Origin of the sequence: Haemophilus parahaemolyticus, from assembly GCF_002015035.1 — a bacterium.
GTDB classification, from domain to species: domain Bacteria; phylum Pseudomonadota; class Gammaproteobacteria; order Enterobacterales; family Pasteurellaceae; genus Haemophilus_A; species Haemophilus_A parahaemolyticus.
Map to the genome: position 1 here is coordinate 1 of NZ_MUXY01000002.1, position 25757 is coordinate 25757.

Genomic DNA, 25757 nt, shown 5'->3' on the forward strand with positions numbered 1-25757 from the left:
CACACAGATTGTCTGATAAATTTTTAAAGAACAAATAAAAAGTGGTCGGCGAGATAGGATTTGAACCTACGACCCACTGGTCCCAAACCAGTTGCGCTACCAAGCTGCGCTACTCGCCGTCTAATTCTCTTTCGAGATATTTAATGGGGTGGCTAATGGGATTCGAACCCACGACAACTGGAATCACAATCCAGGGCTCTACCAACTGAGCTATAGCCACCATAACTTGGTTGGTTTTAGCATTTGACCTGGTGCGCTCGACAAGATTCGAACTTGCGACCTTTGGCTCCGGAGGCCAACGCTCTATCCAACTGAGCTACGAACGCGTTGTTTTGATTAGTGCGTCGCAACGGAGGCGTATATTATAGATTTCACTCTCCCTTGTCTAGCACTTTTTGGAAAAAATTTAATATTTCCATTCATTTGTTTTTATTTCATACAAATTGCATGATAATTATCTTTTTCTTGCATAAATTCTAACATCGCTCATCTCATTAAAGGAAATTTTCTGCTTTTATTAATGAAAATCTCACTATTTAGTGAAGAGAAATGTTATTATTTTACTTTATTTCACGTTGTGTATTTAATGAGGAAGCCAAATGTCAAACACCAATGCAATCGCAAACGTTGCAAAAATGATTCGTGAAAACGAAATTAAGTTCGTTTTATTACGATTTACCGATATTAAGGGTAAGGAACACGGTGTTTCTTTACCTGTAAGCCTTGTCGCTGACGACCTTGAAGATCTTTTCGAAGAAGGCAAAATGTTCGATGGCTCATCGGTTGAAGGCTGGAAAGCCATTAACAAAGCAGATATGCTGTTAATGCCAATCCCTGAAACCGCTGTTGTTGACCCATTCGCTCAAATCCCTACCCTCTCTCTCCGCTGTAGCATCTACGACCCTAACACAATGCAAAGTTACGACCGCGACCCGCGCTCTATCGCAATTCGTGCGGAAAACTTTTTAAAATCCACAGGGATCGCAGATAGTGTAATGTTCGGTCCAGAGCCAGAATTCTTCTTATTTGATGATGTGCGTTTCTCAACCGATCCGCAAAATGTCTCTTATCATATTGATGATGTTGAAGCGATGTGGAACACCAACCGTAAATATGAAAATGGGAACAACGCTTTCCGCCCATTGAAAAAAGGTGGCTACTGTGCCGTTGCTCCAATCGATACAGCACACGATATTCGTTCAGAAATGTGCTTAATTATGGAAGAGATGGGCTTAGTGATCGAAGCACACCATCACGAAGTGGCAACCGCAGGTCAAAATGAAATTGCGACCCGTTTCAACAGCTTAACTTTAAAAGCAGATGAAACCCAAATCTATAAATATGTGGTACAAAACGTCGCACTTGAACACGGAAAAACCGCGTGCTTTATGCCAAAACCATTCGCAGGCGATAATGGCTCAGGTATGCACTGTAATATGTCATTAAGCAAAGATGGCAAAAACGTGTTTATGGGCGACAAATACGCAGGCTTGTCTGAAACTGCCCTTTACTATATCGGCGGTATCATTAAACACGCTAAAGCATTGAATGCGTTTACCAACCCATCAACCAACTCATATAAACGCTTAGTACCCGGCTTTGAAGCCCCTGTATTACTTGCTTACTCTGCAAGTAATCGTTCAGCTTCAATCCGCATTCCAGCAGTAACTAGCCCGAAAGCGACTCGCGTAGAAGCACGTTTCCCAGATCCATTAGCAAACCCATACTTGTGTTTTGCAGCATTGTTAATGGCAGGCCTTGACGGTGTAATCAACAAAATCCACCCAGGCGATGCTATGGATAAAAACCTCTACGATTTACCGCCAGAAGAGTTAAAAGGAATTCCTGCGGTAGCTAGTTCGTTAGGTGAAGCGTTAGATGCGTTAGCGGCAGATTTCGACTTCTTAACCCAAGGTGGCGTATTCAGCAAAGAATTTATCGAAGCCTACATCGGCATTCGCCGTAAAGAAGTAGAACGTTTAAATATGATTCCACACCCAGTGGAATTTGAGATGTACTACGCTTAATTCTTTTACAAAATGACAAGCAAAATTAACCGCTTGTATAACGAAACGCCCGTTTATGTTCACACATAGACGGGCGTTCTTTTATTTATTTTTCAAGCGGTCAATTTTCTATACTTTTTTGCAAATTAGGTACATCTTCATCCAACGTCTTAATATAGAAAAAGAACACCAGATATTTCACCACCAACGCACACAAGATAATGCTCTTAATGACCCACGATGAGCTAATAAAAAACGTAATTCCCATCGCTGTTGTACCGATCATCAGAATCCGTATCTTCGCCTTTTTAGTCAATGCACGTTGCTCATTAAACTCTTTCAAATGATTCTGATAAATTTGGGTACCAATAAACCAATTATGCAGACGCTCAGAACTACGCGTAAAGCAGAACAAAGCACTCAGCAAAAAAACCGTGCCTGGTAAGCCTGGTAAAATAATGCCTGCAATGCCAATTCCGAGAAAAATAAAACCCAAAAGTGCGTAAAGAATCTTCATAGAAAAAGTTAATCATGCGTTAAAAATAAGCACTATTATCTATAAATAAAAATGATTTGCAACAAATAACCTATTGCAAATCATCTTTAAAATACTATCGCTTGTATAGCTAAAATCAGACTTTCACCGCATTCACACATTCACCGTTATTGGCGACATCTAAAATATTCGAAAGCGTCACTTCCGAAATATTGACTAACGCTTCCTCAGTTAAAAACGCTTGATGCCCCGTAAACAACACATTATGGCAAGACGAGAGACGGCGGAACACATCATCGGTAATCACATCATTGGATTTATCTTCAAAGAACAACTCACGTTCGTTTTCGTAAACATCCATGCCCAATGCTCCAATTTTTTGGCGTTTTAACGCTTCAATCGCGGCCTGGCTATCAATCAAACCGCCGCGGCTGGTGTTGATAATCATCACGCCATCTTTCATTTTATTAAATGCCGTTTCATTCAGCATGTAATGATTTTCTGCAGTCGCAGGGCAATGCAAGGTAATCACATCGGAATGAGCATAAAGCTCGTCCAACGACACATATTTACCTCCTAACTCGTCCACAATCGGATTATGAAACGGGTCGAAAGCCAGAATATTCATCCCAAAACCTTTCAAAATTCGCATCGTAGCAATCCCAATTTTACCCGTGCCAATTACGCCCGCCGTTTTACCGTGCATATTAAATCCCGCCAAACCTTCCAATGAGAAATTTGCATCACGTGTGCGTTGATAAGCCTTGTGAATACGTCGGTTTAAAGTCAGCATCAAACCCACAGCATGCTCGGCAATCGCCTCTGGCGAATAAGCAGGTACACGCACCACTTGAATGCCAAGCTCTTCCGCAACTTGTAAATCCACGTTATTAAACCCTGCGCAACGCAAAGCAATGGTTTTAATCCCTAACTTCGCTAATTTTTCCAATACAGGACAGCTCGCATCATCGTTCACAAAAATACACACTGCATCTGCTCCTTCTGCCATTTTTGCGGTTTTACGATCGAGCATAAAATCGAAAAACTCCAACTCAAATGCTGAGCCAAATTTCTCGTTTGCAACGGTTAAATATTTTCGGTCGTAATTTTTAGTGCTATACACAGCAACTTTCATTTCTCATCCTTAGGCATCAAAAATGCCACACAATTTAGTAAATTCTGTGGTAATTTTAACCGCCTGTTGTATTTAGTTCAATCAATGAAAGAAATCGAAAAAGAATCAACTTCGAAAATCCCACTTACGAATGCCTAAAATAAAGAGCATTGCGAAATAACTAATTACAGCAAGCACAATCAACCAACCAAGCCAATAGGCTTTCATCAGCGTACTCATTTCAAACCATTCCTCTAAATATGGCGAGAAATAATTGACTAGCCCACCCATCACAAGTGCAGCAATCGCCACTTTTAGGATAAAGAAAATCGTTTTGCGAGAAATGTGATAAATCCCTTGTTTCGACAGTTGGCGATAAAGCAAAGAGGCATTCACCGCAGCAGATAATGCTGATGCCATTGCCAACCCCAAGTAGCCAAACGGAATCGCAAGCAAACCAAAACACATATTACAAGCGGTCGCAATTAAGCCAATTTTTACCGGTGTTTTGGTGTTTTGATTAGCATAAAAACCATTCGCTAAAATGCTAATTAGCATATAGCTGTTCAGCCCTAAACACATAATCCAGAGCGAATGACTCGAAGCAATTACATCTGAAAGCCCAAATTTGCCACGCATAAAAAGCGTCATCATCATCGGTTGGGCAAGCGTGGCAATACCAATCATTGCAGGAATACCTAGCAATAACACCATTCTAACACCCCAGTCCATTGTAGTTTGGAATTGGGCTTGGCGTGCAGTTTCATTTAGTGCTTTCTGCTTAGCAATTTTAGACAACGTTGGGAGCACCACAGTAGAAATTGCAATGCCAAAAATACCGAGTGGGAATTCGATCAAGCGGTCGGAATAATAAAGCCACGTGATTGAGCCAGTCACCAAAAAGCTGGCAATCACTTGATTTAATAAGAGATTGATTTGGGTTACTGATACACCAAAAAGCGCAGGTAGCATCAGCATACGCACTTTTTTCACGCCCTCATCATTCCACGCCCATTGCGGTTTCACTAGTAAGCCCGCTTTTTTCATAAATGGAATTTGAAATAAGAATTGCAGCAAACCGCCTAAAAAAATCCCCCATGCGAGGGCAATATCTGGTCGCTCAAAATAACCTGCACCGAAAATAGCCATCGCAATAATCGCTACATTCAGCAACACAGGCGAAAATGCCATCACCCCGAATTTACCAATCGTGTTTAGCACTGCACCAGAAAGGGCAACGAAAGTGATAAACCATAAATAAGGAAAGGTGATTTTCAACAATAGCGAGGCCTGGGTAAATTTTTCCGCATCAGCCCCACCATTAAGCCAATCCATAAACCAGCCTGTACCGAAAAGTGCAGCTACAACAGGCGAGCCAATCATTGCCAATAATGTCACGGCAGACACTACCAACCCCAACGACCCCGACACTTTCGCCACAAATTCACGGGTTTTGTTCAAGTCGTTATCGGAATTATATTCCGCTAAAACGGGCACAAATGCCTTAGAAAAAGCCCCTTCAGCGAATAAACGACGCAGAAAATTAGGAATACGATTGGCAAAAAGAAAGACATCTGACATCGCTCCCGCCCCTAGTACACTTGCTACGATCATATCGCGAATTAAGCCCAGCACGCGGGAAATGAGGGTTAGCCCGCTGACTAATACACCTGATTTTAGAAGTTTTTTGCTCATAGTATTCTCAAGTTAAAAGAGGATCCCCTCTTTAGCAAAGAGGGGGTTGCTTGTTTGATATAGGCTATACCACACGATCACAAAAATTGATCGGAATTTTATCAGTTTTTTTATAGGAAAATCAGAAAAAAACTGATAAAATCTCGCCCTATCGTTTTCTTAAACAGAAAAACGGTGTTATTTTCAAGCACGTGTCTCGTTGAAAATGAATTAAAAACTATCGATAGCAACATAAACCACGGTTTATGTTTATTTATTTAACACAGATATCTTAGGAGTTTGACCTTGGCTAATATCAAGTCAGCAAAAAAACGTGCGGTTCAATCTGAAAAACGCCGCCAACACAACGCAAGCCAACGCTCAATGATGCGTACATTCATCAAAAAAGTATATGCAGCAGTAGCAACAGGTGATAAAGCAGCAGCTCAAGCAGCTTTCGTTGAAATGCAAAAAGTAGTGGATCGTATGGCATCTAAAGGCTTAATCCACGCAAATAAAGCAGCAAACCACAAAGCGAAATTATCTGCACGTATCAAAGCGTTAGCATAATTTGCAAAACAAAAAAGAAAACCGACCGCTTGGTCGGTTTTTTTATATCGACTACACCCTATAAAGCTTATGGCATAATAAAATACCGCTTGTATTTTATAACGACAATCCTAATAATTTTTTTAATATTCTCATCTCGGCTTTAAATATTATTATTCAAATTTCACTTTGCCTGATGCTGTCGCAGAAATGGTTTCTTTGCCTGCCTCTAATGGCATCTCTTCTGAGTAATTTGCTGATTTAGCCATTGCCATCATTGGACGAACACCATAATAAGTTCCTTCACTATTAAGCGTATTTAATTGTACATCCACAAGTTGATAGCCTTTTGCATTCAAGCCTTTTTGTACAACCTCAGCTTTGTGTTTGAATCGTTTAATGACTTCTAACGTTAATTCATCTTCTAATACCTTCATCGTTTCGGGCGAAACACTAAAGCGAATATCATTAATCGCGACTTGGTTACTCAAACCTTCTAACACTTTTTCAATAGATAAAAAGCTTTTACTTTTCAGATTAATATAACCCTCTGCAATCCAGCCATCCACTTTACCTTTTTCGTTGTAATTCACTCGATTTGAAATCCCATCCACTTTTACCTCAATTTCAGGATATTGCTTTACGGCTGCAAGCACTTTGTTTAAATTAACAGAGACTTCGTTTTTAAGATTAACTAACGATTTACCTGACTTACGACTATAAAGGCTCACGTCCATTAAATCTTTTTCCACCGTTCTACTCGCTTCTGCAGAAAATTGGAACATAGTCGCTTGATTCACATCGGTTAAAACTTCAGCTGAAGTAGCAAGACTTGCCCCTACAAGCGGTAGAATAATAAAAAGTTTTTTCAGATTCATCTTCATTCTCCTATTTCTTAGCATATTAACGAGTTCTCATCTAATAAATGACTGCCATTAGCGAAATATCTCATGACCGTTCCTTAAAATTGATAAGAAATATTTCCTAGTAACAATCGCTCTTGTTTTACACCATCAGTTTTAGAAAACAATCGTCCAGTTGCCCATTCAAGGTTAGCTTGAAAGGTTTTCTGCTCCCAATTCAACCCAACAGCATAAGCAAAGGCTTGTTCTCGTTGGGCATTCGTTTGTGTTGATTTTTGTACGCCAAAATCAATCCCAACGTAGGGAGAAAATGTGCCGAATTCAGTTGCTTTTACCCAAGCAATATCATTGTGTAAAACAATATTTTTCTCTGCCGATAAACTCAAATCATTTAAGCCTCTCACTCTATTTCGTCCCGTTAAATCTTCTTGTTTAATCGAAGGCAAATAATCGTAGCTATATTGTGCTGTGAGCTGATGAGAATGGCGAAAAAGTTGTTCACCAATCGGTTGATAGCGGTTAAATTTCAGCTCAAAATTCCAACGATTAAAACGATCTTCTGGCTGATTTTCGCCTTTATTTCGCCCCTGTTCATAGCGGAAATCAGTAACAAAAGTGGCATTTTCAAACAGTTGCAAATGATTGAATCCAATAGAAATACTACTTAATTTAGGGCTTTGAAGGTCTAAAATCACATCATCCAGTCGGTTTTTGCTGTTAATTTTCTCAACCTGCGTTGAAAATGTTGAAATATGGTTAGAACCACGATGGAAAACATAATCTGCAGTTAATCCCGTTTGGAGAGTTCGTCCTTTTTGCTGCAGACTTAACGTCTGAAGTGAGAGTGGCGTTTTAAACTGAGAAACGGATGCAAAGCCACTGAATGTCCAATAACCATAAGGTAAAGAATAATAGAGCAATGCAGAGCGGCTAAATTGGTGGTGGGATTTTAATGTATGCGTACCACTTAGATAGAGCGTATCCGATAAGCCAAAAGGATTTCCAATGCTAACTGAAGAACGTGCCTGCCAACGATCATAGGCTCTTGATGCATAATTATCTAATCCAATTGAACCATTGATACGGGAAGTCGGTTCGTTCGTAAATTTCAGTTTAACTTCGCCATTTTTAGCTGGCAAAACATCGACAGACACACGGTTTCCCGTGATACGATTCGCTTGATCAAGTGCTTGGTCGAGATCTTGCACTTTCAGCAGTTTACCTATCGCATTTGGCAAGATTTGTCCAAGATTAAACCGCTTATTATCGCTTTCCACAACAACAATTTTGCCCTCAAATACATGCAGGGTTAAAACACCTGATTGATCGTCTTCAAACTGAAAAGGATTATGAATGTAACCTTTTTCCACGTAGGCTTGAGTAAGTTGTTGGCTCAGCTGATTAAGACGAGCTTCATTCAAACATTCGCCCGATTTAGGCAAAAAAGGCGTTGGATCAATCAGTGTTATACCTTTAAATTTCACACCTTGATAATCTAAACAAATTTGCGAGAAATCGCTATTTTCAACCGCTTGCGAAGTAGATTGGAATTGATGTTGTTCTAACCAGCGTTGTTGCTTTTGGATCTGTAGTTCTGCAAGTTCTTGTTTAGATTGTTGGAGGGATTGGGTAATATCATCAGCCAAAACATTTGATGAAAAAAGAGCAAGAAGAAGGGAAAAAGCAAGTTTATTCATAGCCGCGATGAAATAAAAAAATAAGCGGTCAATTCTTCGCAAAATTTTGCAAAAAATTGACCGCTTGAAAAAAGATTAATCGTCTAAGAAACTACGTAACGTTTCAGAGCGACTTGGGTGGCGTAATTTACGCAACGCCTTCGCTTCGATCTGACGAATACGCTCACGGGTTACATCGAATTGTTTACCCACTTCTTCGAGCGTGTGGTCGGTGTTCATATCAATCCCGAAACGCATACGTAATACTTTTGCTTCGCGCGGGGTTAAGCCTTCCAATACTTCATTGGTTGCAATACGTAGGCTTTCTGCCGTTGCGGAATCTAAAGGCAATTCAAGGCTTTCGTCTTGAATGAAATCACCTAAATGCGAATCGTCGTCATCACCGATTGGCGTTTCCATTGAAATTGGCTCTTTAGCAATTTTCAACACCTTACGGATTTTATCCTCAGGCATATTCATACGCTCAGCAAGTTCTTCTGGTGTCGCTTCGCGCCCCATTTCTTGTAAGCATTGACGAGAAATACGGTTAAGTTTGTTAATTGTCTCAATCATATGCACTGGGATACGAATCGTACGTGCTTGGTCTGCAATTGAGCGAGTAATCGCCTGACGAATCCACCAAGTTGCATAGGTTGAGAATTTGTAACCGCGACGGTATTCAAATTTATCTACCGCTTTCATCAAGCCAATATTCCCTTCTTGGATTAAATCCAAGAATTGTAAACCACGGTTAGTGTATTTTTTCGCAATAGAGATCACCAAACGTAAGTTTGCTTCCACCATCTCTTTTTTCGCACGACGTGCTTTTAATTCACCGTTGGCAATACGTCCGCCAATTTCACGAATTTGGGAAATGGTCAAACCAGAATTTTGTTCTAAATTCTGCAAGTTCACGATATTTACACGAATTTTCTCAACATAATTCGCTAATTTCGGCACACCACCACGTTTTGCATTGATAGCTTTTTCCATCCACGCTTCGCTGGTTTCATTACCTTGGAAGTTTTTGAGGAAGTCCGCTTTCTTCATTCCCGCATATTCCACTGCATAGCGTTGGATTTGACGTTCTTCCGCACGCACTTGTTTCATCAATTTCTGCATCGTTTCCACAAGTAAATCGAATTGTTTCGGTACTAAACGGAATTCACGGAAAATATCAGACAACGCATTGATTTGTTCACGTGCTTTTGCGTGTGTACGACCATGTTTACGAATGGCTAATAACGCTTTTTCGTGCTGTTCTTTAAGAGCAGTGAATTTTTCACGAGCAAGCTCTGGATCGATTGAGTTATCATCGCCAGAATCTGCGTTATTGTTGTCGCCATCATCCTCTTCTTCCTCATCTTCAACATCGTCTACATCTGGATGTGCATCGTCATCAAGATGAATAGAATCATCATCTACAGGATCTTCTTCTTGAGCATTTGGATCAACAAAAGCGGTTATTAAATCCACTAAACGCATATTACCTGCTTCTACTTCATCATAACAAGCTAATACGCCTTCAAGGGCTTCAGGATACTCCGCTACCGCACATTGAACTTCATTAATGCCTTCTTCAATGCGCTTTGAAATCTGAATTTCATCTTCACGGGTAAGTAATTCAACAGTTCCCATTTCTCGCATATACATAAGCACAGGATCAGTTGTTCTGCCTAGTTCCGACTCCACCGTAGAAAGCACTTTTGTTGCTTCTTCTACCACATCTTCATCGGTAATATTTTCGGCAAGCATTAACTCATCAGTATCAGGGGCTGTTTCTAATACCTTAATCCCCATATCCGTGATCATTTGAATAATATCTTCGATTTGCTCTGCATCAACCAATTCTTCAGGCAGGTGATCGTGCACTTCAGACAGAATCAAATAACCCTGTTCACGACCTTGAGCAATCAGAAGTTCGATTTGAGATTGTTGTTCTAATTGTTGATCTACGTGTTGTTCCATAATGATTTCCGTTTTTTTCGAGCAGGCAAAAATAGTGATGGATTATATCATTTTTTTGAGCTGTTTTGTCAAAATAGGGCTGTTATATCGGATTTTTTGTTGTGGTTTTCAAGTAAAAAGCGATTAAATATTTTTCACTTTATCCGAATATAAAATCAAACAAAGTGCAATAACCATCAATAAAATCGCACCTGCAAAGAGAATCGTGCTGGTTGCACTTTCGTGATCCACAATAATTAGCCGCACCATTGCAGTAATTCCCGTATAAATAAAATAACGTAACGGAAAATGATAGCCACTGCGGAAATATTGAGAAATTAGTCCTAAGAACCCGAAATAGAGGAAAAAGTTAAGAATTTTCTCAGCTAAAGTATTCGTCACAATTGCATCTGGGCTGAGTACCATTAAAAATAAGCTATAACTGATTTTTGCTAAAGCAATAATTAATACAACAGTTAAACTAAGAACAAAGCCAATTAAAATAGTTTTAAGTAATTTCGGCATTATGCCTGAAAGATGGGTGGCAAGGTTGTGTGTGGTCATAAAAATCGATGAATGGAAAAAACAATCATTCCTCTCGCCCGCTTGCGGGAGAGGGAGGAAAAAACCGAAAAATTTTCGGAGTGAGAGGGAAAATTTGCGAATTATAGAAGAAAATAAACCGCTTTCCCCTCTCTGGCTTCGGATTCTAAACGAATATGAAGCCTGTCTCAAACATAAATAGCGTTATTTTTAATGCTCGCGTGTTTTAAAGAACGCCACATCAGGATAACGCTCTTGAGCCAAGTTCAAATTCACCATTGTTGGGGCAATATAAGTGAGGTTATCGCCACCATCTAAGGCTAAATTCTGCTCGTTTTTACGTTTGAACTCTTCAAATTTTTTTGCGTCCGAACATTCCACCCAGCGAGCGGTTGCCACGTTCACATTTTCGTAAATCGCTTCTACGTTGTACTCGGTTTTGAGGCGTGAAACCACCACATCGAACTGAAGTACACCCACCGCGCCCACGATTAAATCATTATTCATCAGTGGACGGAACACTTGCACCGCACCTTCTTCAGAAAGTTGCACTAAACCTTTTAACAATTGTTTTTGCTTAAGCGGATCTTTCAAACGAATACGGCGGAACAATTCAGGGGCAAAGTTTGGAATCCCCGTAAATTTCAAGGTTTCACCTTGAGTGAAGGTATCACCAATTTGGATCGTGCCATGATTGTGTAAGCCGATAATATCGCCCGCATACGCTTCTTCCGCGTGGGCACGGTCGCCCGCCATAAAAGTAAGTGCATCTGAAATCACTACATCTTTGCCAATGCGGACGTGTTTGAGCTTCATTCCTTTTTCGTATTTACCTGAAACTACACGCATAAAGGCAACGCGGTCGCGGTGTTTCGGATCCATATTCGCTTGGATTTTAAACACAAAACCACTGAATTTCTCTTCCGAGCTTTCTACTGTGCGAGTATCTGCTTGGCGTGGCTGTGGTTTTGGTGCCCATTCGGTTAAGCCATCTAAGAAGTGATCCACCCCAAAGTTACCGAGAGCCGTTCCAAAGAACACTGGAGTAAGTTCGCCATTGATGAAGGCTTCGTGGTCGAATTCGTTGCTTGCACCTTGAACTAATTCTAGCTCATCACGCAATTGTTGGGCTAAATCATCACCCACCGCCGCATCTAATTCTGGGTTATCCAAGCCTTTGACAATACGCACTTCTTGAATGATCGAGCCTTGCCCTGATTGATACAAATAGGTTTCATCTTTGGCGATATGATACACGCCTTTAAACAATTTTCCGCAGCCAATCGGCCAAGTGATTGGTGCACAACGGATTTTCAACACGCTTTCCACTTCGTCCAACAATTCCATAGGGTCGCGAATATCACGGTCGAGTTTGTTCATAAAAGTGATGATTGGTGTATCGCGTAAGCGGGTAACTTCCATCAATTTAATAGTACGTTCCTCAACACCCTTCGCCGAGTCGATAACCATCAAACAGCTATCCACCGCCGTTAAAGTGCGGTAAGTATCTTCCGAGAAATCCTCGTGTCCTGGGGTGTCAAGGAGATTAACCAAACAGTCGTTATACGGAAATTGCATCACAGAGGTAGTGATAGAAATTCCACGTTGTTTTTCCATTTCCATCCAGTCGGATTTCGCATGAGCGGTTGAGCCTTTTCCCTTCACCGAACCTGCAGTTTGAATTGCGTTTCCGTATAAAAGTACTTTTTCGGTAATGGTTGTTTTACCCGCATCGGGGTGGGAAATAATCGCAAAGGTTCTGCGTTTATTCACTTCTTGAGGATAGGTCATAATCTTCTCTTATTCGTTCAAATTGTGTTAAAAAATGGGCCTATTATCCTTGAAAATGGCATGCTTTGCAAAAGCGAACACATACAATGTTATCCTTTAAACATTGGTAAGCGATCCGCCATTGCCAACAAGTGGAAAATCGCAGTGCAAACACCAAAAATAAAGACTAAAAAAACAACCGCTTGATTGCCTTTTTTCGTTTTGTAAGCCAGCCACGCAGGAATAATGCACGTCCAAAGTGTTGCAATCGCCCCCGCATAGCCAATCGCTTTTAAAAAACCAAGTGGCGAGAGCAACGAGAAAATCAAGGGTGGTAAAAAGGTAGCAGCCCAAGATTTGGTTCTTCCCACTTTATCATCAGCAAAACCAAAGAAATCCGCTAAGAAATCGAAGGTACCAAGCCCAACGCCAATAAATGAAGATAAAATCGCCGCAATCGAAAAAGCGTGCAAGGTTTGCGAAATTTGCCCAACTTCGATCTGCTCACCAATGTGTTGCAACAGCACGCCTAAATCGCCATTACTTGCCAAAATTGGGGCGAAATTCTCACGCGGTAATACGCCAAAAATACTGATAACCCAGAGCAAATAAAGTACCAGTGCAATAAAAGTACCTCCCATAATCGCCCATTTTGCCTTACGTTCCTCACCATAATAAGCGCGCATTGAAGAAACCGAGTGATGATAGCCAAACGAAGTTAATGCAATCGGCAATACCGCAAGGCTATATTTGGCATATCCTCCACTCTCGTTCGATAAATCCCACAATGTGTTCAAGTCGATATGGCTAATCAGCCCTGAAATGCTCAAGCAGAATGAAATCGCCATAAAGGCAATCAGCACCACTGAGATACGATCAACTAGGCGAGTAGAATGCCAAACGAAAAAGGAGAAAATCGCAACGAAAATCACCGACCAAATTCGACCGCTTGCATTACCCAAATCAAGGTAAGGCTTGGCTAAATTCTGTAGAATCTCGCCTGAAGCGGTGATGTAGGCATAAAGCAAAATACCGCCCACAAAATAAACGGCAAGATTGTTGATAATGTTAATATGCTTACCTAGCACCGCTTGGGTTACGGTGTTAAAAGAGGCACGAATGGGGTGGTCTTGATACACTTCTAACAATAGCCAGCCAGAGAGTGTCATCGTGATCATCGTAAACGTAATAGCCGCGAGCGTCCAGCCAGTCCAAGCCCCTGCCCCCGACATTGGCAAGCCCAACATTCCAGCACCCACGCATACACCAGTGATAATACTCGCACCACCTAAAAGAGAGGGTTGTTTTTTCACACAAAGTCCTAAAAGTTTAAATCACAAAAATACAAGCGGTCGTTTTTGCAAAAAATTTGCGAAAAACGACCGCTTGAAAGGTCAAAATCAGGGCTATTCTACACCTATTTCAATAGTTCCTCATTCTTTTTGTAATTCCACTTACTACGCGGCTTGTCGATATATTGGAAATGCTCGTTGGTGAATGTGCCTTGTGTGCAAGTGATTTTATCACGGCGAGTGTTCACGATTTGATTCCCAATCGCAGCATTTAAGGTGTCGGGTCCTGTCATCACAAATACGCCACCATCAATGCGACGGTTTTCGATATTATCGACAATGCGATCGAGCGTTGCTTTCATAATTGAGTGCCCCGCTTCGCACGCGAGGAAGAAGTTAGTGTATTTGTCGCGACGTTTGATCAGCACTTCGCTGTCGTTTTCGCGGATGATTTGCGAAAGTGGGAAAACCAAATGCCCGTCGATGTCGATGTAAATCCCACCTTCACGCCATAGGGTAAAGACACGCCAAAAATCCGCTTGGGCAGCACCATCGGTTAGTTGGCTGTAAGCCTCAAACACACGTGGCTCTGCGTGGGTTTTCAGATATTCTTCGCGTTCTTCGGTGCTGACGTACCGATAATCGTAGCTCAACGACATCAAGCGGTTGAACAAATAGTTGCAATACATCGGTAACGTTACTTTGTTGGAATAGTTGGTCTGCCAAATCGTGCGGTTGATTTTATCCTTGCGATTTGTGCTGAGTTTTGCAGGGCTAAATTCAGGAATCGTAAAGCGTTTTTTCGGAAAAAGGGCGTGGAACGGATAGCCCGAAATTTTCACGATGTTGCCCAACAAGCGAGAAAGCCCGTTGCATAGCACGATAAATTTTTCGTATTTGACTGACATTTAATTTCCTATTTTACATATTTGAGCAACTATATTGCTCTTTGTGTAGGGACGAATTATATTCGCCCTGATGCCCCACTAATGTTTTGGGGCAAATGTAATTTGCCCCTACGATTGGTAAGCAATGTTCATAAAGACAAGCGATTATTTCTCAAGCTGCGAAATCGCAAAATCAAGGGCGTAATCATACCCTTTTGCGCCTAAACCGCAAATCACGCCTTTTGCCACATCGCTGAGATAAGAGTGATAGCGGAAAGGTTCACGGGCGTAAACGTTAGAAAGATGCACTTCCACAAAAGGAATGGCAACCGCCAACAACGCATCGCGCAAGGCAACGCTGGTGTGGGTGAACGCCGCGGGGTTGATGATAATAAAATCCACGTTGCCAAAGGCTTGATGAATACGGTTAAGCAACGGCTCTTCGCCATTGGCTTGGAAATAATCAAGCTGGTAGCCCCGCTTTTGAGCTTCAGTTTGAAGGTGCGTTTCAATATCTGCAAGGGTTTGTGAGCCGTAAATCTGAGGCTCACGTTTACCAAGCATATTCAGGTTTGGGCCATTTAATAAAAGGATTTTTTTCATTTAATTTTCCGCTTCATACGCCAACGGATACAAATTCAATTTTTCCATTAGTACACGGTCGCCGTCTTCTTCAGGATTTTCAGTAGTAAGTAATTTGTCGCCATAGAAAATCGAGTTTGCACCTGCCATAAAGCAAAGAGCTTGCATTGATTCTGGCATATTGCTTCTGCCTGCAGAAAGGCGAACGTAGCTGTTTGGCATTGTAATACGTGCAACAGCGATAGTGCGGACAAACTCCGTCCAGTCTAAATCTTCCGCATTTTCCAGTGGTGTGCCTGCCACTTTCACTAATTGGTTAATCGGCACGCTTTCAGGCTGCGGGTCGAGGTTCGCAAGGCTAGCAATTAAACCCGCTCGTTCGGCACGGGTTTCGTTCATTCCCACAATGCCCCCGCAGCAGATTTTCAAGCCTGCATGACGCACTTTGCCGAGTGTGTCCATTCGGTCGTCGTGAGAACGGGTGTGGATAATTTTATTGTAGCGTTCTGGATCAGTATCGAGGTTATGGTTGTAATAATCCAAGCCTGCTTCTTTTAAATCTTCTGCCATTCCGTCCTCTAACATTCCGAACGTACCACAGGTTTCTAAACCAAGAGATTTCACTGCATGAATAATGTTTGAGACGGTTTCAATATCTTTCGGTTTCGGGCCTCGCCACGCTGCACCCATACAGAAACGGCTTGCACCACGGGATTTGGCGATTTTGGCTTTTTCGACAATATATTCCACATCGAGCATCGTTTGCTTTTCCACACCTGTGTCGTAACGAGCGGACTGCGGGCAGTATTCGCAATCTTCCGCACAGCCACCTGTTTTGATGGAAAGCAAAGTAGAAAGTTGGATGGCGTTAGGGTTGAAATGTTCACGGTGAACGCTTGCCGCTCGGAAGACTAAATCCATAAAAGGTAAATCGAAAAGTTCTTCAACTTGGCACTTTCGCCAGTATTGGGCAGTGGGGTGAGGAGTAAGTTCGTTTTTAGCTTTTAAGCGTAGATTGTAGGTGGTCATAGTGCCTCCACTAGAGTAGGGGGTGTGATTTGAAAAATCCACGCACGTTTTACCTTTTCTTATGAAAATAGACCGCTTGCGTGCGTAAACCAAGGGTTCACACTCCCTACATTTAAAAATTATTCTTCAATCGTACGAAGTAATTCGTTGATGCCCACTTTACCTAAAGTTTTTGCATCTACTTTTTTCACAATTACTGCACAGTAAAGGCTGTATTTACCGCATTTTGATGGTAGGCTACCAGACACTACCACAGAACCAGCTGGTACGCGACCGTAGTGGATTTCACCTGTTTCGCGGTCATAAATACGGGTTGATTGACCGATGAATACGCCCATTGAGATTACACAGCCGTCTTCAACAATCACACCTTCAACCACTTCAGAACGTGCACCGATAAAGCAGTTGTCGCCGATGATGGTTGGGTTTGCTTGTAATGGCTCTAATACACCACCGATGCCCACGCCGCCTGATAAGTGAACGTTTTTACCGATTTGTGCACAAGAACCTACGGTTGCCCAAGTGTCCACCATTGTGCCTTCGCCAACGTAAGCACCGATGTTCACATAAGATGGCATTAACACACAGTTTTTAGAGATGTAAGCCCCTTTACGCACGGTTGCAGAAGGCACTACGCGGAAGCCTTCTTGTGCAAAGCGTTCTTCAGTGTAGTCTGCAAATTTTAAGCCCACTTTGTCGTAGTATTTGGTTTCTGCACCGTCAATGATTTGGTTGTCGTTAATGCGGAATGAAAGTAAAACCGCTTTTTTTAACCATTGATGCGTAACCCATTCGCCATCAATTTTTTCCGCCACGCGGTAAGTGCCGTTGTCTAACCCTTCGATCACCTCTTCAATTGCTGCACGCGTTGCTGCATCCACAGTTTTTGGAGTGATTTCTGCACGACGTTCGAATGCCGCTTCAATAATTGCTTGTAAAGACATTGTTGTGTTCCTTGTAAATAAAATTGTTAAAAATTTAACGAAAAAAGCTCCCTAGTTTTAACATAGAAAGGCGTTTTTTTCCACAAATAAATCGCTAAACCTGCAACCAAAAAGTCACTGGTCCGTCATTTTGTAATGAGACTTGCATATCTGCCGCAAATTGTCCTGTTTGGGTATGAATTTTTTTCACTGCTTGCTGGTGAAAGTAAGTGTAAAGCTCGTTCGCCACTTGCGGACTCGCCCCCTTTGAGAAACTTGGACGTAAGCCTTTTTGCGTATCAGCAGCCAACGTGAACTGTGAAACCACAAGTAAACTTCCACCCGATTGTTGCACATTCAAATTCATTTTACCTTGCTCATCGGAAAAAATGCGGTAATTCAGCACTTTCTCCAATAAGCGATCAGATTTTTCTTGCGTATCGCCTTGTTCTACACCTAATAGCACCAATAACCCATGGGCAATTTCGCCTATCGTTTGGTTTTCTACTTCCACTTTTGCCCATTTCACTCGCTGAATTAACGCAATCATAAAGTTAACTCTCCTTTTTGAATCAACTCAACATCTTTTAACACAGCGGCAAATTGCCCACCAAAGAGAACCACCTGCCAGCTTAGATGAATCCACAATAAAGTAATTGGCAGGGTTGCCAATGCACCATAAATCGCTTGATAAGAAGGGAAAGTGGTAATGTACCAAATAAAAACCTGTTTACCGAGCGTAAAGAAAATCCCTGCTAATAACGCCCCAATCAAGGCGTGATGCCATTTTACCTTGGTATTCGGCACCAACCAATAAATCAAGCTAAATAGCAGCCACGTGAGCAAAAACGGCACATAATTTAGCAGATAATTGCCGAGCGAAAGCACCTCCAAATCGCTAAACATCCGCAGCGACATAATATAAGAGCTAATCGCGATACTCATCCCCGTGAGGAGCGGTGCGAACACCAGTAACAAGGCGTAGAGCAAAAATGAGAGCAAAATTGACCGCTTGCGGGTTTCGTGCCACAAACTGTTAAGTGCTTTATCGATGTTATGGATCAACATCAACGCAACGACAACCAAACCGAGCGTGCTAACGATCCCCATTTTACGGGAATTGGCGACAAAACTTTCCAAATATTCTTGCACTAAATCGCCTGCACTTGGTGCGAAATTGTCGTAAATGAGTGCTTTAATTTGCCCAGTGGCTTCCTCAAAAAACGGAAAAATGGTAAACACAGAGAAAATCACCATAATCAATGGTACAGTGGCAAGCATTGTGTTGTAGGTCAAATAGCCTGCCGTGACTGGAATTTGGTTTTGCCCTATTCGCTTGAAAAAAACACGAAAGAAAAGCCTAATGTAAGGTTTCATTTTTAAGTAAAAGTCCTTTTATCAAAATCACAGAATTGCCCATTATAGGTAAATTTTTGCAAGAAAACGACCGCTTGCATGCATAAATCCTTGACCTTATTTTTATTCCTTGCTTTAATGCACAATTGATTTTTTATTTTCCCACAGCAAATTTGCATATTATAAAGAGGCATATTATGGCAGAAAGTTTTAGCGTAACCCGTCGTTACTTTGATGATAAAAACTACCCGCGTGGTTTTGCTCGCCACGGTGACTACACCATCCGCGAAGCTCAAATTTTAGAGCAATATGGTCAAGCGTGTTTAGCATTAGAAAGTGGCGAACGTAAAGCAGCAACCGCAGAAGAAGAACGTTTTGTTGCCGTGATGAAAGGCGATGAAATCGCAGAAAGCATCATCGAAAAAGCGTGGTTAAAATATCGTTCATTAACGACTAAATCAAAACGTATCTACACACTTTCTGGCAACGCAGGCAGCGACGCTGGTGACGATTTTAGTGCCGCAGAATAAGCTATTCACTAATATTTTTTATAGATAGGGTGCATTTTTGCACCTTGTTTTTTATCTGAAGAAAACCATGACATTACCTATCGAACAATATTCCGAGCTTCTTGCAAAAAAAACTGAAAATTTAACCGCTTTACTTGCCCCGTTTAACGCCCCCGTATTGGACGTTTTTGCTTCAGAACCAAGCCATTTCCGTATGCGTGCTGAATTCCGCGTGTGGCACGACAAAAACGAACAAGGCGACAATGAGCTTTATCATATTATGTTTGATCAAGCAACCAAACAGCGTTATCGCGTAGATAACTTCCCAATTGCGAATGAACTGATCAACCGTATGATGCAAGCTTTGCTGGTTGAAATTCACGGTAATGAAATCTTAACTCGTAAGTTATTCCAAGTGGATTATTTAAGCACCTTGAGTGGCGAAATCGCCGTTTCTCTGCTCTATCATAAAAAATTGGACGAAAGCTGGACAGAACAAGCACAAGCCTTAAAAATTCGCTTGGAAAATCAAGGCTTTAAGGTGCAAATTATTGGGCGTGCAACTAAGCAAAAAATCGCGTTAGATTGTGATTTTGTTGAGGAAATTCTACCACTTGCGGGCAAAAATTATGTTTATCGCCAAGTGGAAAACAGCTTCACCCAACCGAATGCCGAAATGAATATTAAAATGCTCGAATGGGCGAGAGATTGCACCAAAAACAGCACGGGTGATTTGCTGGAACTTTACTGCGGCAACGGCAACTTCTCGATTGCGTTAGCCGACAATTTCCGCAAAGTGCTGGCGACAGAAATCTCAAAATCTTCAGTGCAATCAGCACAATACAACATTGAAAAAAATGGTGTGGATAATTTGCAGATTATTCGAATGTCTGCTGAAGAGTTTACCCAAGCGATGAATGGCGTGCGGGAATTTAACCGCTTGAAAGGCATTGATTTGAAAAGCTATGAATGCAACACGATTTTTGTCGATCCACCTCGTGCAGGCTTAGATCAAGCTACACTCGATATGGTGCAAGCCTATGAGCGAATTTTATACATCTCGTGTAATCCAGAAACGCTGGCAGATAACCTAAAACAGCTTTCGCAAACGCATAAAATTGAACGTGCAGCACTGTTCGACCAATTTCCTTACACGCATCACATTGAAAGTGGTGTTTGGTTGATTAGAAAATAGTCATTTAATATTTTCAGTCAAACTTTTGCTTGACCGCTTACCGATAAACCGATATTATTCTGCTCGTTTTCAACGGAGGAATGGTCGAGTGGTTGAAGGCACCGGTCTTGAAAACCGGCGAGGGTTTACGCCCTCCGTGAGTTCGAATCTCACTTCCTCCGCCATCAAATTCTAACCGCTTGTTTTATAACAAGCGGTTTTTTTATATCTAAAATTTACCAATTTTGATCTGCACCCCAAAAGTTAGACTAAACTTCTAACTGATTAAGATGCAGATCATTAACAAAAGAAGGATTTTTTATTCTATCTACGCATTCGTATATTCCGCCTTTTCATTCAACCAGCGTTTAATCAACGCCTCTGCAAGCGGTGGATTTTCCACAATAATTTGCTTGGCGTAGCGTTGGACGAGCGGAATCATTTTGCGATCACGCATTAAATTTGCCACCTTAAACTCCGCCGAACCAGTTTGTTTCGTACCAAGAATTTCGCCTGTTCCACGAATTTCCAAATCTTTCTCTGCAATGTAAAAGCCGTCTTGACTATCTCTCATCACTTGCAGGCGTTTGCTGGAAATTTTGCCTAGCGGTGGTTTATACATCAGCACACAGTGCGAAGCCGTCGCTCCACGTCCAACCCGTCCACGCAATTGGTGAAGTTGTGCTAATCCTAAGCGTTCTGAATTTTCTATAATCATTAAGCTCGCATTTGGCACATCTACACCCACCTCAATCACTGTAGTTGCTACCAACAAATCAATGTTTGCAGCTTTAAATTCCGCCATTATTTCTTGTTTTTCTTGTGGTTTCATTCGCCCATGTACCAAACCAATCCGCAAATCAGGCAAGGCACGCTGTAAATCTTCGGCAATGGCTGCCGCGGCTTGGGCTTCCAGCACTTCTGATTCATCAATAAGCGTGCAAACCCAATAGGCTTGGCGTTTCTCATTTTTGCAGGCTTGATAAACACGTTGCACAATTTCAGGGCGGCGATCTTCTGAAATAACTACCGTCTTAATAGGCGTTCGCCCAGGTGGCAATTCATCGATAATTGAAGTATCTAAATCGGCATAAACCGTCATCGCTAGCGTTCGTGGAATTGGCGTTGCGGTCATAATCAGTTGATGTGGATAGTGATCAGCTTTGACACCTTTTTCACGTAACGTCAAACGTTGATGCACCCCAAAACGGTGTTGCTCGTCGATAATAATCAACGCCAAGTCATGAAATTCCACGCTCTCTTGAAACAGGGCATGCGTGCCAATAATCATCTGCACGTCGCCATTTTTGATCGCTTCCAACTGAGCATTTCTCGCTTTGCCTTTCACTTTTCCAGCCAGCCAGCCGACTTCAATCCCAAACGGACGAAGCCAATTGGCGAAGTTATTAGCGTGCTGTTCAGCCAGAATTTCCGTCGGTGCCATCAACGCTACTTGTTTGCCGTTATCAATAGCGGTGAGTGCGGCAAGTGCTGCGACTAAGGTTTTTCCCGAACCTACATCACCTTGCACCAACCGCATCATCGGCGACGATTGTGCTAAATCGCGTTCAATATCTTCGGTAACGCGTTTTTGGGCATTAGTGGGTTGGAATGGTAGGCTCTCCAAAAAGCGTTGTTTCAAATCAGTTTTATAACTTAACGGTTCGGCATATTGCTGTTTTACGCCTAAGCGAAGTTGCTGCATTGCGAGGTTGTGTGCCAAAAGCTCCTCAAAAATCAACCGTTTCTGGGCAGGATGCTCGCTTTTTTCTAATACCTCAGCTGATACGCTCGGTGGTGGGCGATGCAACAACGCCAATGCTTCTTTAAGGCTATATTGATGCGGGTTGTATTGCTCAGGCAAGAGTTCGGCAACTTGCACATTCTGCAACACCGCCAAGGCTTGCTCGGTCATTTTACGCAGTGAAGCCTGTTTCAATCCTTCGGTGGTGGAGTAAATTGGTGTGAGTGTTTCCGCCAATGCAAGCGGTTGATTATTGCGAATAATTTGATATTCGGGGTGATGAATCTCTGCCATATAACGTCCACGTTTGATTTCTCCAAAGGCTTTCACCCGCACGCCCACGGCAAGGCTATTTTTCATTCCTGCATTAAAATTGAAGAACTTAAGCATAATTTTGCTCGTGCCATCGGAAAGCGTGACCGATAAAATCGGGCGACGCCCAAATTGCACTTCGGTGTGCTGCACGTAGCCTTCAATGGTGGCAAAACTTTCAGGGCGAACGTCTGAAATGGGTGTAATCTGCGTGCGATCTTCATAACGCATCGGCAAATGAAACAGCAGATCCTGCACGTTTTGAATGCCAATTCGGCTAAGTTTCTCGGCAATCGCCGCTCCTACACCTGACAGACTAGTGAGTGGCACGCCATCTAAAAGTTGAGTATTCATTGCAAAAATTATCTAAAAATGACCGCTTGAAAGGGAAGATTATAAAGAAGACTGTTCATTTATACAAGTTTTGAGGTGCTGTAAAGATTTTTCTTGGTAAAGAACTTATGCTGATCTTATTCGTCTTAATAGTGCGTAATTTCACGCAATCATTTATAGAGGAATTTAACATGAAATACGTTTCAAAAATTTTCGTATTAGGTTTAGTGATGGGGGTTGTGGCTTGTGGCAGTATGGATAAACGACAACGCAACACAGCGATTGGTGCAGCAATTGGTGGTGTTGCTGGCAATATGATCGGCAATTCAACAGGTGCAACCTTAGGCGGAGCTGCTTTAGGTGGCGTGATTGGTAGCCAAATTAAGTAACTACCCACAAAAAAGCCCGATTATTCAAACACGACAAATAATCGGGCAATACGGAGTTAAGTTTTTATTATAGTTCTACTTAAAAGGCAGTTTTGTAGATTTCTAGGATCTCTTCTGCTGTGCAATCACGCGGATTGCCACCTGTGCATACATCTTTCAGTGCATCTTGAGAAAGGGATACTAAATCTTCCTCTTTCACACCAATCATATGTAATTTTTCTGGAATGCCAACATCATGAGAGAGTTGTTTTACTGCATCAATAGCAGCTTGACGATACTCTTCTTGGCTCATGTCATCAACGCCTTTAACGCCCATTGCACGTGCAATTTCACGGAATTTTTCACCTGTTGCTCGTGCATTGAATGCTAAAACATAAGGTAATAACACCGCATTTGCAATGCCGTGTGGTGTGTCGTAGTAGGCAGAAAGAGGGTGAGCCATACTATGTACAATACCTAATCCCACATTTGAGAAGCCCATTCCTGCGACATATTGACCGAGTGCCATACCTTCTCGGCCTTCTTTGGTATTCTCTACCGCACCACGTAAGGAGCTAGAGATCAAGCGGATTGCTTCTAAGTGTAATGCATCGGTTAATGCCCAAGCAGCTTTGGTAGTATAACCTTCGATGGCGTGAGTTAAGGCATCCATACCAGTGGCTGCAGTTAAACCTTTTGGCATGCTTTCCATCATTTCTGGATCGACTAATGCAACAATTGGAACATCATGCACGTCAACACAAACGAATTTGCGTTTTTTCTCTTCATCAGTAATAACGTAGTTAATCGTCACTTCAGCAGCAGTCCCTGCAGTAGTTGGAATAGCAATAATCGGTACACATTTATTACGTGTTGGCGCTACACCTTCGAGTGATAATACGTCACTAAATTCAGGGTTGTCGATAATAATCCCAATCGCTTTTGAGCTATCAATTGGTGAACCACCACCAATAGCAATTAAGTAATCCGCACCGCTGGCTTTAAATTTTGCTACGCCTTGCTTAATCACCTCTACGCTTGGATTAGCTTTGACTTCATCAAAGATCTCGTAAGGTAAGCCTGCTTCATCTAACAAGCGGGTAACTTTCTCGACAACGTTGAATTTCACTAATTCTTTGTCAGTTACGACAAAAGCTTTTTTGAATTGGCGACTGCGTACTTCATCAACAAGATGTCCAATCGCACCTGCACCATGATAACTGGTTTCATTAAGAATGATTCGATTAGCCATAATAGACTCCATGATTTTACAAATTAAAGAAGAGGGAATGATGGCACATCCTGTGCCATCAGAAATTTATTTTAAGACTTTCCAGCATCTGTAACCGTAGATTGAAATCATCACAAAACAGATAAGTGGTAAGATGAATGAGAAGTTTACAGCTGGGATGCCCATAACAACGCCTTGGTCAATGATCATACCTTGTAGTGGTGGCATTAACGCACCGCCCACAATCGCCATGACTAAACCTGCTGCACCTAAAGTTGATTCTTCTTTCAAGCCATCTAAAGCGATACCGTAGATAGTTGGGAACATGAGAGACATAAAGCCTGAAGTTAAGATTAAGCAATATAAGCCCCATACTCCGTCGATGAAAATGACACCTAAGATGCTGAAGAATCCGCCAATAGCAAAGAGCATTAACATAAATTCAGCTTTAAGATATTTCATTAAACTAGTGCTGACAAAACGGCTCACAATGAAGATACCCATCGCGATAATGTTAAAGTTTTGACCTTCCGATTTAGTGAAACCTAAACGTTCAGCGTATTGCACAATGAACGTCCAGCACATAATTTGCACACCCACATAGAATACTTGTGCAATCACACCTTCACGATATTTTGCTCTTTGAATTAAGCGACCAAAAGATTCTTTAAATGAGATACGAGCACCTTCTTCTACTTTTACTGATGGCATTTTATAAAGGCCGATAATGATAAGCACGGTAACCACAACGAAACCTAACGCAACATAAGGATCGCGAATTTCAGCTAAATCGTGAGTGCGAATCCCCATTTTTTCGGCTTCTGAAAGCGTATGGAAAATCAAGTTACCTGCCGCATCGCGTTTGTCTGATTCTAAATTAGTCAGTACTAATTGAGAGGCAACGAACATCCCTGTAATTGAGCCTAGCGGGTTGAAAGATTGTGCAAAATTCAAACGACGCGTTGCAGTTTGTGGATCACCCATTGCAAGAATATAAGGATTTGCTGTGGTTTCTAAGAAAGCCAAGCCGAAAGTTAAGATATAAAGTGAAATTAAGAAGAAATTAAACACTTCATATTTTGCAGCAGGCCAGAATAAAAATGCCCCGATTGCATAAAGAATTAAGCCCAACATAATGCCAGCTTTATAACTATAACGGCTAGCAAAAAGTGCGGCTGGAATTGCCATTGTGCCGTAACCACCATAGAAGGCAAATTGCACAAGTGCCGCTTCAGAGGCTGGGATTTCCATTACGGTTTGGAATACGGCAACCATTGGGTTGGTAATATCATTCGCAAATCCCCAAAGAGCAAATAAGCTCGTAATTAAAATGAAGGGAACAAGGAATTTCTTTTCTAAAACTTTAGCACTCATAATAT

General features: G+C 41.8%; 23 protein-coding genes and 4 tRNA genes. 6 read left to right on the forward strand and 21 right to left on the reverse strand.

The genetic code is table 11. From position 1 onward, the window contains the following. Window positions 1–42 precede the first annotated feature (42 nt). From B0185_RS03965 to B0185_RS03975, 3 genes are all read right to left on the reverse strand, one after another. A tRNA-Pro gene (locus B0185_RS03965) sits at window positions 43–119 on the reverse strand. Between the two features lie 25 nt (window positions 120–144). After that, a tRNA-His gene (locus B0185_RS03970) sits at window positions 145–220 on the reverse strand. A gap of 29 nt (window positions 221–249) precedes the next feature. Next, window positions 250–326, reverse strand: a tRNA-Arg gene (locus tag B0185_RS03975). 273 nt (window positions 327–599) lie between these two features. Here B0185_RS03975 and glnA point away from each other — a divergent pair. Next, on the forward strand, window positions 600–2027 hold the full coding sequence (glnA, locus tag B0185_RS03980) for a type I glutamate--ammonia ligase (RefSeq protein ID WP_005706019.1): 1428 nt from the start codon (window positions 600–602) through the stop codon (window positions 2025–2027). A gap of 100 nt (window positions 2028–2127) precedes the next feature. Here glnA and B0185_RS03985 read toward each other — a convergent pair whose 3' ends face one another. From B0185_RS03985 to murJ, 3 genes are all read right to left on the reverse strand, one after another. Continuing rightward, a complete protein-coding gene (locus tag B0185_RS03985) occupies window positions 2128–2523 on the reverse strand; it encodes a YbaN family protein (protein ID WP_005706014.1) in 396 nt (131 codons plus the stop codon). Between the two features lie 115 nt (window positions 2524–2638). Next, window positions 2639–3637: a 2-hydroxyacid dehydrogenase gene (locus tag B0185_RS03990; RefSeq protein ID WP_005706029.1), complete on the reverse strand. Its 999-nt coding sequence runs from the start codon at window positions 3635–3637 to the stop codon at window positions 2639–2641. A gap of 105 nt (window positions 3638–3742) precedes the next feature. Further along, window positions 3743–5311, reverse strand: coding sequence for a murein biosynthesis integral membrane protein MurJ (gene murJ / locus B0185_RS03995; protein ID WP_005706033.1), 1569 nt, complete (start codon window positions 5309–5311; stop codon window positions 3743–3745). A gap of 285 nt (window positions 5312–5596) precedes the next feature. On the opposite strand from murJ, the gene rpsT reads away from it, so the two are divergent. Then, on the forward strand, window positions 5597–5860 hold the full coding sequence (rpsT, locus tag B0185_RS04000; RefSeq protein ID WP_005706020.1) for a 30S ribosomal protein S20: 264 nt from the start codon (window positions 5597–5599) through the stop codon (window positions 5858–5860). A gap of 152 nt (window positions 5861–6012) precedes the next feature. On the opposite strand, the gene B0185_RS04005 is transcribed toward rpsT, so the two are convergent. The 12 genes from B0185_RS04005 to B0185_RS04065 all read right to left on the reverse strand — a co-directional run bounded on the left by B0185_RS04005 (window position 6013) and on the right by B0185_RS04065 (window position 18728). Then, window positions 6013–6717, reverse strand: a complete 705-nt coding sequence (locus tag B0185_RS04005) for an SIMPL domain-containing protein (protein ID WP_005706031.1) — start codon at window positions 6715–6717, stop codon at window positions 6013–6015. An 83-nt stretch (window positions 6718–6800) separates the two neighbouring features. Continuing rightward, window positions 6801–8399, reverse strand: a complete 1599-nt coding sequence (locus tag B0185_RS04010) for a ShlB/FhaC/HecB family hemolysin secretion/activation protein (RefSeq protein ID WP_005706015.1) — start codon at window positions 8397–8399, stop codon at window positions 6801–6803. A 75-nt stretch (window positions 8400–8474) separates the two neighbouring features. After that, window positions 8475–10346: an RNA polymerase sigma factor RpoD gene (gene rpoD / locus B0185_RS04015; protein ID WP_005706024.1), complete on the reverse strand. Its 1872-nt coding sequence runs from the start codon at window positions 10344–10346 to the stop codon at window positions 8475–8477. Window positions 10347–10469: 123 nt separating this feature from the next. After that, the gene (psiE, locus tag B0185_RS04020; protein WP_005706017.1) at window positions 10470–10889 is read right to left on the reverse strand and encodes a phosphate-starvation-inducible protein PsiE; all 420 of its coding nucleotides are present in this window, start codon (window positions 10887–10889) and stop codon (window positions 10470–10472) included. A 189-nt stretch (window positions 10890–11078) separates the two neighbouring features. Next, window positions 11079–12659, reverse strand: coding sequence for a peptide chain release factor 3 (gene prfC, locus B0185_RS04030; protein ID WP_005706018.1), 1581 nt, complete (start codon window positions 12657–12659; stop codon window positions 11079–11081). An 89-nt stretch (window positions 12660–12748) separates the two neighbouring features. Continuing rightward, the gene (locus B0185_RS04035; protein ID WP_005706023.1) at window positions 12749–13951 is read right to left on the reverse strand and encodes an aromatic amino acid transporter; all 1203 of its coding nucleotides are present in this window, start codon (window positions 13949–13951) and stop codon (window positions 12749–12751) included. 104 nt (window positions 13952–14055) lie between these two features. Continuing rightward, window positions 14056–14838 (reverse strand): glycosyltransferase, encoded by a 783-nt coding sequence (locus B0185_RS04040; protein ID WP_005706016.1) that lies wholly within the window; start codon window positions 14836–14838, stop codon window positions 14056–14058. A 144-nt stretch (window positions 14839–14982) separates the two neighbouring features. After that, window positions 14983–15420, reverse strand: a complete 438-nt coding sequence (gene aroQ, locus B0185_RS04045) for a type II 3-dehydroquinate dehydratase (RefSeq protein ID WP_005706021.1) — start codon at window positions 15418–15420, stop codon at window positions 14983–14985. After that, complete coding sequence (gene bioB, locus B0185_RS04050) at window positions 15421–16428, reverse strand: biotin synthase BioB (protein WP_005706028.1); 1008 nt, start codon at window positions 16426–16428, stop codon at window positions 15421–15423. A 119-nt stretch (window positions 16429–16547) separates the two neighbouring features. Beyond that, a complete protein-coding gene (gene dapD, locus B0185_RS04055; protein WP_005706025.1) occupies window positions 16548–17372 on the reverse strand; it encodes a 2,3,4,5-tetrahydropyridine-2,6-dicarboxylate N-succinyltransferase in 825 nt (274 codons plus the stop codon). 94 nt (window positions 17373–17466) lie between these two features. Continuing rightward, entirely contained in the window at window positions 17467–17901 is a 435-nt protein-coding gene (dtd, locus tag B0185_RS04060) for a D-aminoacyl-tRNA deacylase (protein WP_005706027.1), read from the reverse strand. Further along, complete coding sequence (locus B0185_RS04065; RefSeq protein WP_005706030.1) at window positions 17898–18728, reverse strand: virulence factor BrkB family protein; 831 nt, start codon at window positions 18726–18728, stop codon at window positions 17898–17900. The genes dtd and B0185_RS04065 overlap by 4 nt, the downstream gene beginning before the upstream one ends. A 176-nt stretch (window positions 18729–18904) precedes the next feature. On the opposite strand from B0185_RS04065, the gene B0185_RS04070 reads away from it, so the two are divergent. The 3 genes from B0185_RS04070 to B0185_RS04080 all read left to right on the forward strand — a co-directional run bounded on the left by B0185_RS04070 (window position 18905) and on the right by B0185_RS04080 (window position 20575). Beyond that, window positions 18905–19237, forward strand: a complete 333-nt coding sequence (locus B0185_RS04070; RefSeq protein ID WP_005706022.1) for a MaoP family protein — start codon at window positions 18905–18907, stop codon at window positions 19235–19237. A gap of 67 nt (window positions 19238–19304) precedes the next feature. Further along, window positions 19305–20411: a tRNA (uridine(54)-C5)-methyltransferase TrmA gene (gene trmA / locus B0185_RS04075; RefSeq protein WP_005706032.1), complete on the forward strand. Its 1107-nt coding sequence runs from the start codon at window positions 19305–19307 to the stop codon at window positions 20409–20411. 74 nt (window positions 20412–20485) lie between these two features. Then, window positions 20486–20575 (forward strand) — tRNA-Ser (locus B0185_RS04080). Between the two features lie 143 nt (window positions 20576–20718). Here the strand turns inward: B0185_RS04080 and recG are convergent. Beyond that, the gene (gene recG, locus B0185_RS04085; RefSeq protein ID WP_005706392.1) at window positions 20719–22800 is read right to left on the reverse strand and encodes an ATP-dependent DNA helicase RecG; all 2082 of its coding nucleotides are present in this window, start codon (window positions 22798–22800) and stop codon (window positions 20719–20721) included. 209 nt (window positions 22801–23009) lie between these two features. Between recG and B0185_RS04090 the strand changes: the two genes are divergently transcribed. Further along, complete coding sequence (locus B0185_RS04090) at window positions 23010–23168, forward strand: glycine zipper 2TM domain-containing protein (RefSeq protein WP_370447478.1); 159 nt, start codon at window positions 23010–23012, stop codon at window positions 23166–23168. A gap of 79 nt (window positions 23169–23247) precedes the next feature. On the opposite strand, the gene fucO is transcribed toward B0185_RS04090, so the two are convergent. Next, window positions 23248–24399: a lactaldehyde reductase gene (gene fucO / locus B0185_RS04095; RefSeq protein WP_005706402.1), complete on the reverse strand. Its 1152-nt coding sequence runs from the start codon at window positions 24397–24399 to the stop codon at window positions 23248–23250. A gap of 66 nt (window positions 24400–24465) precedes the next feature. Continuing rightward, entirely contained in the window at window positions 24466–25752 is a 1287-nt protein-coding gene (gene fucP, locus B0185_RS04100; RefSeq protein ID WP_005706409.1) for an L-fucose:H+ symporter permease, read from the reverse strand. Window positions 25753–25757: the final 5 nt, after the last annotated feature.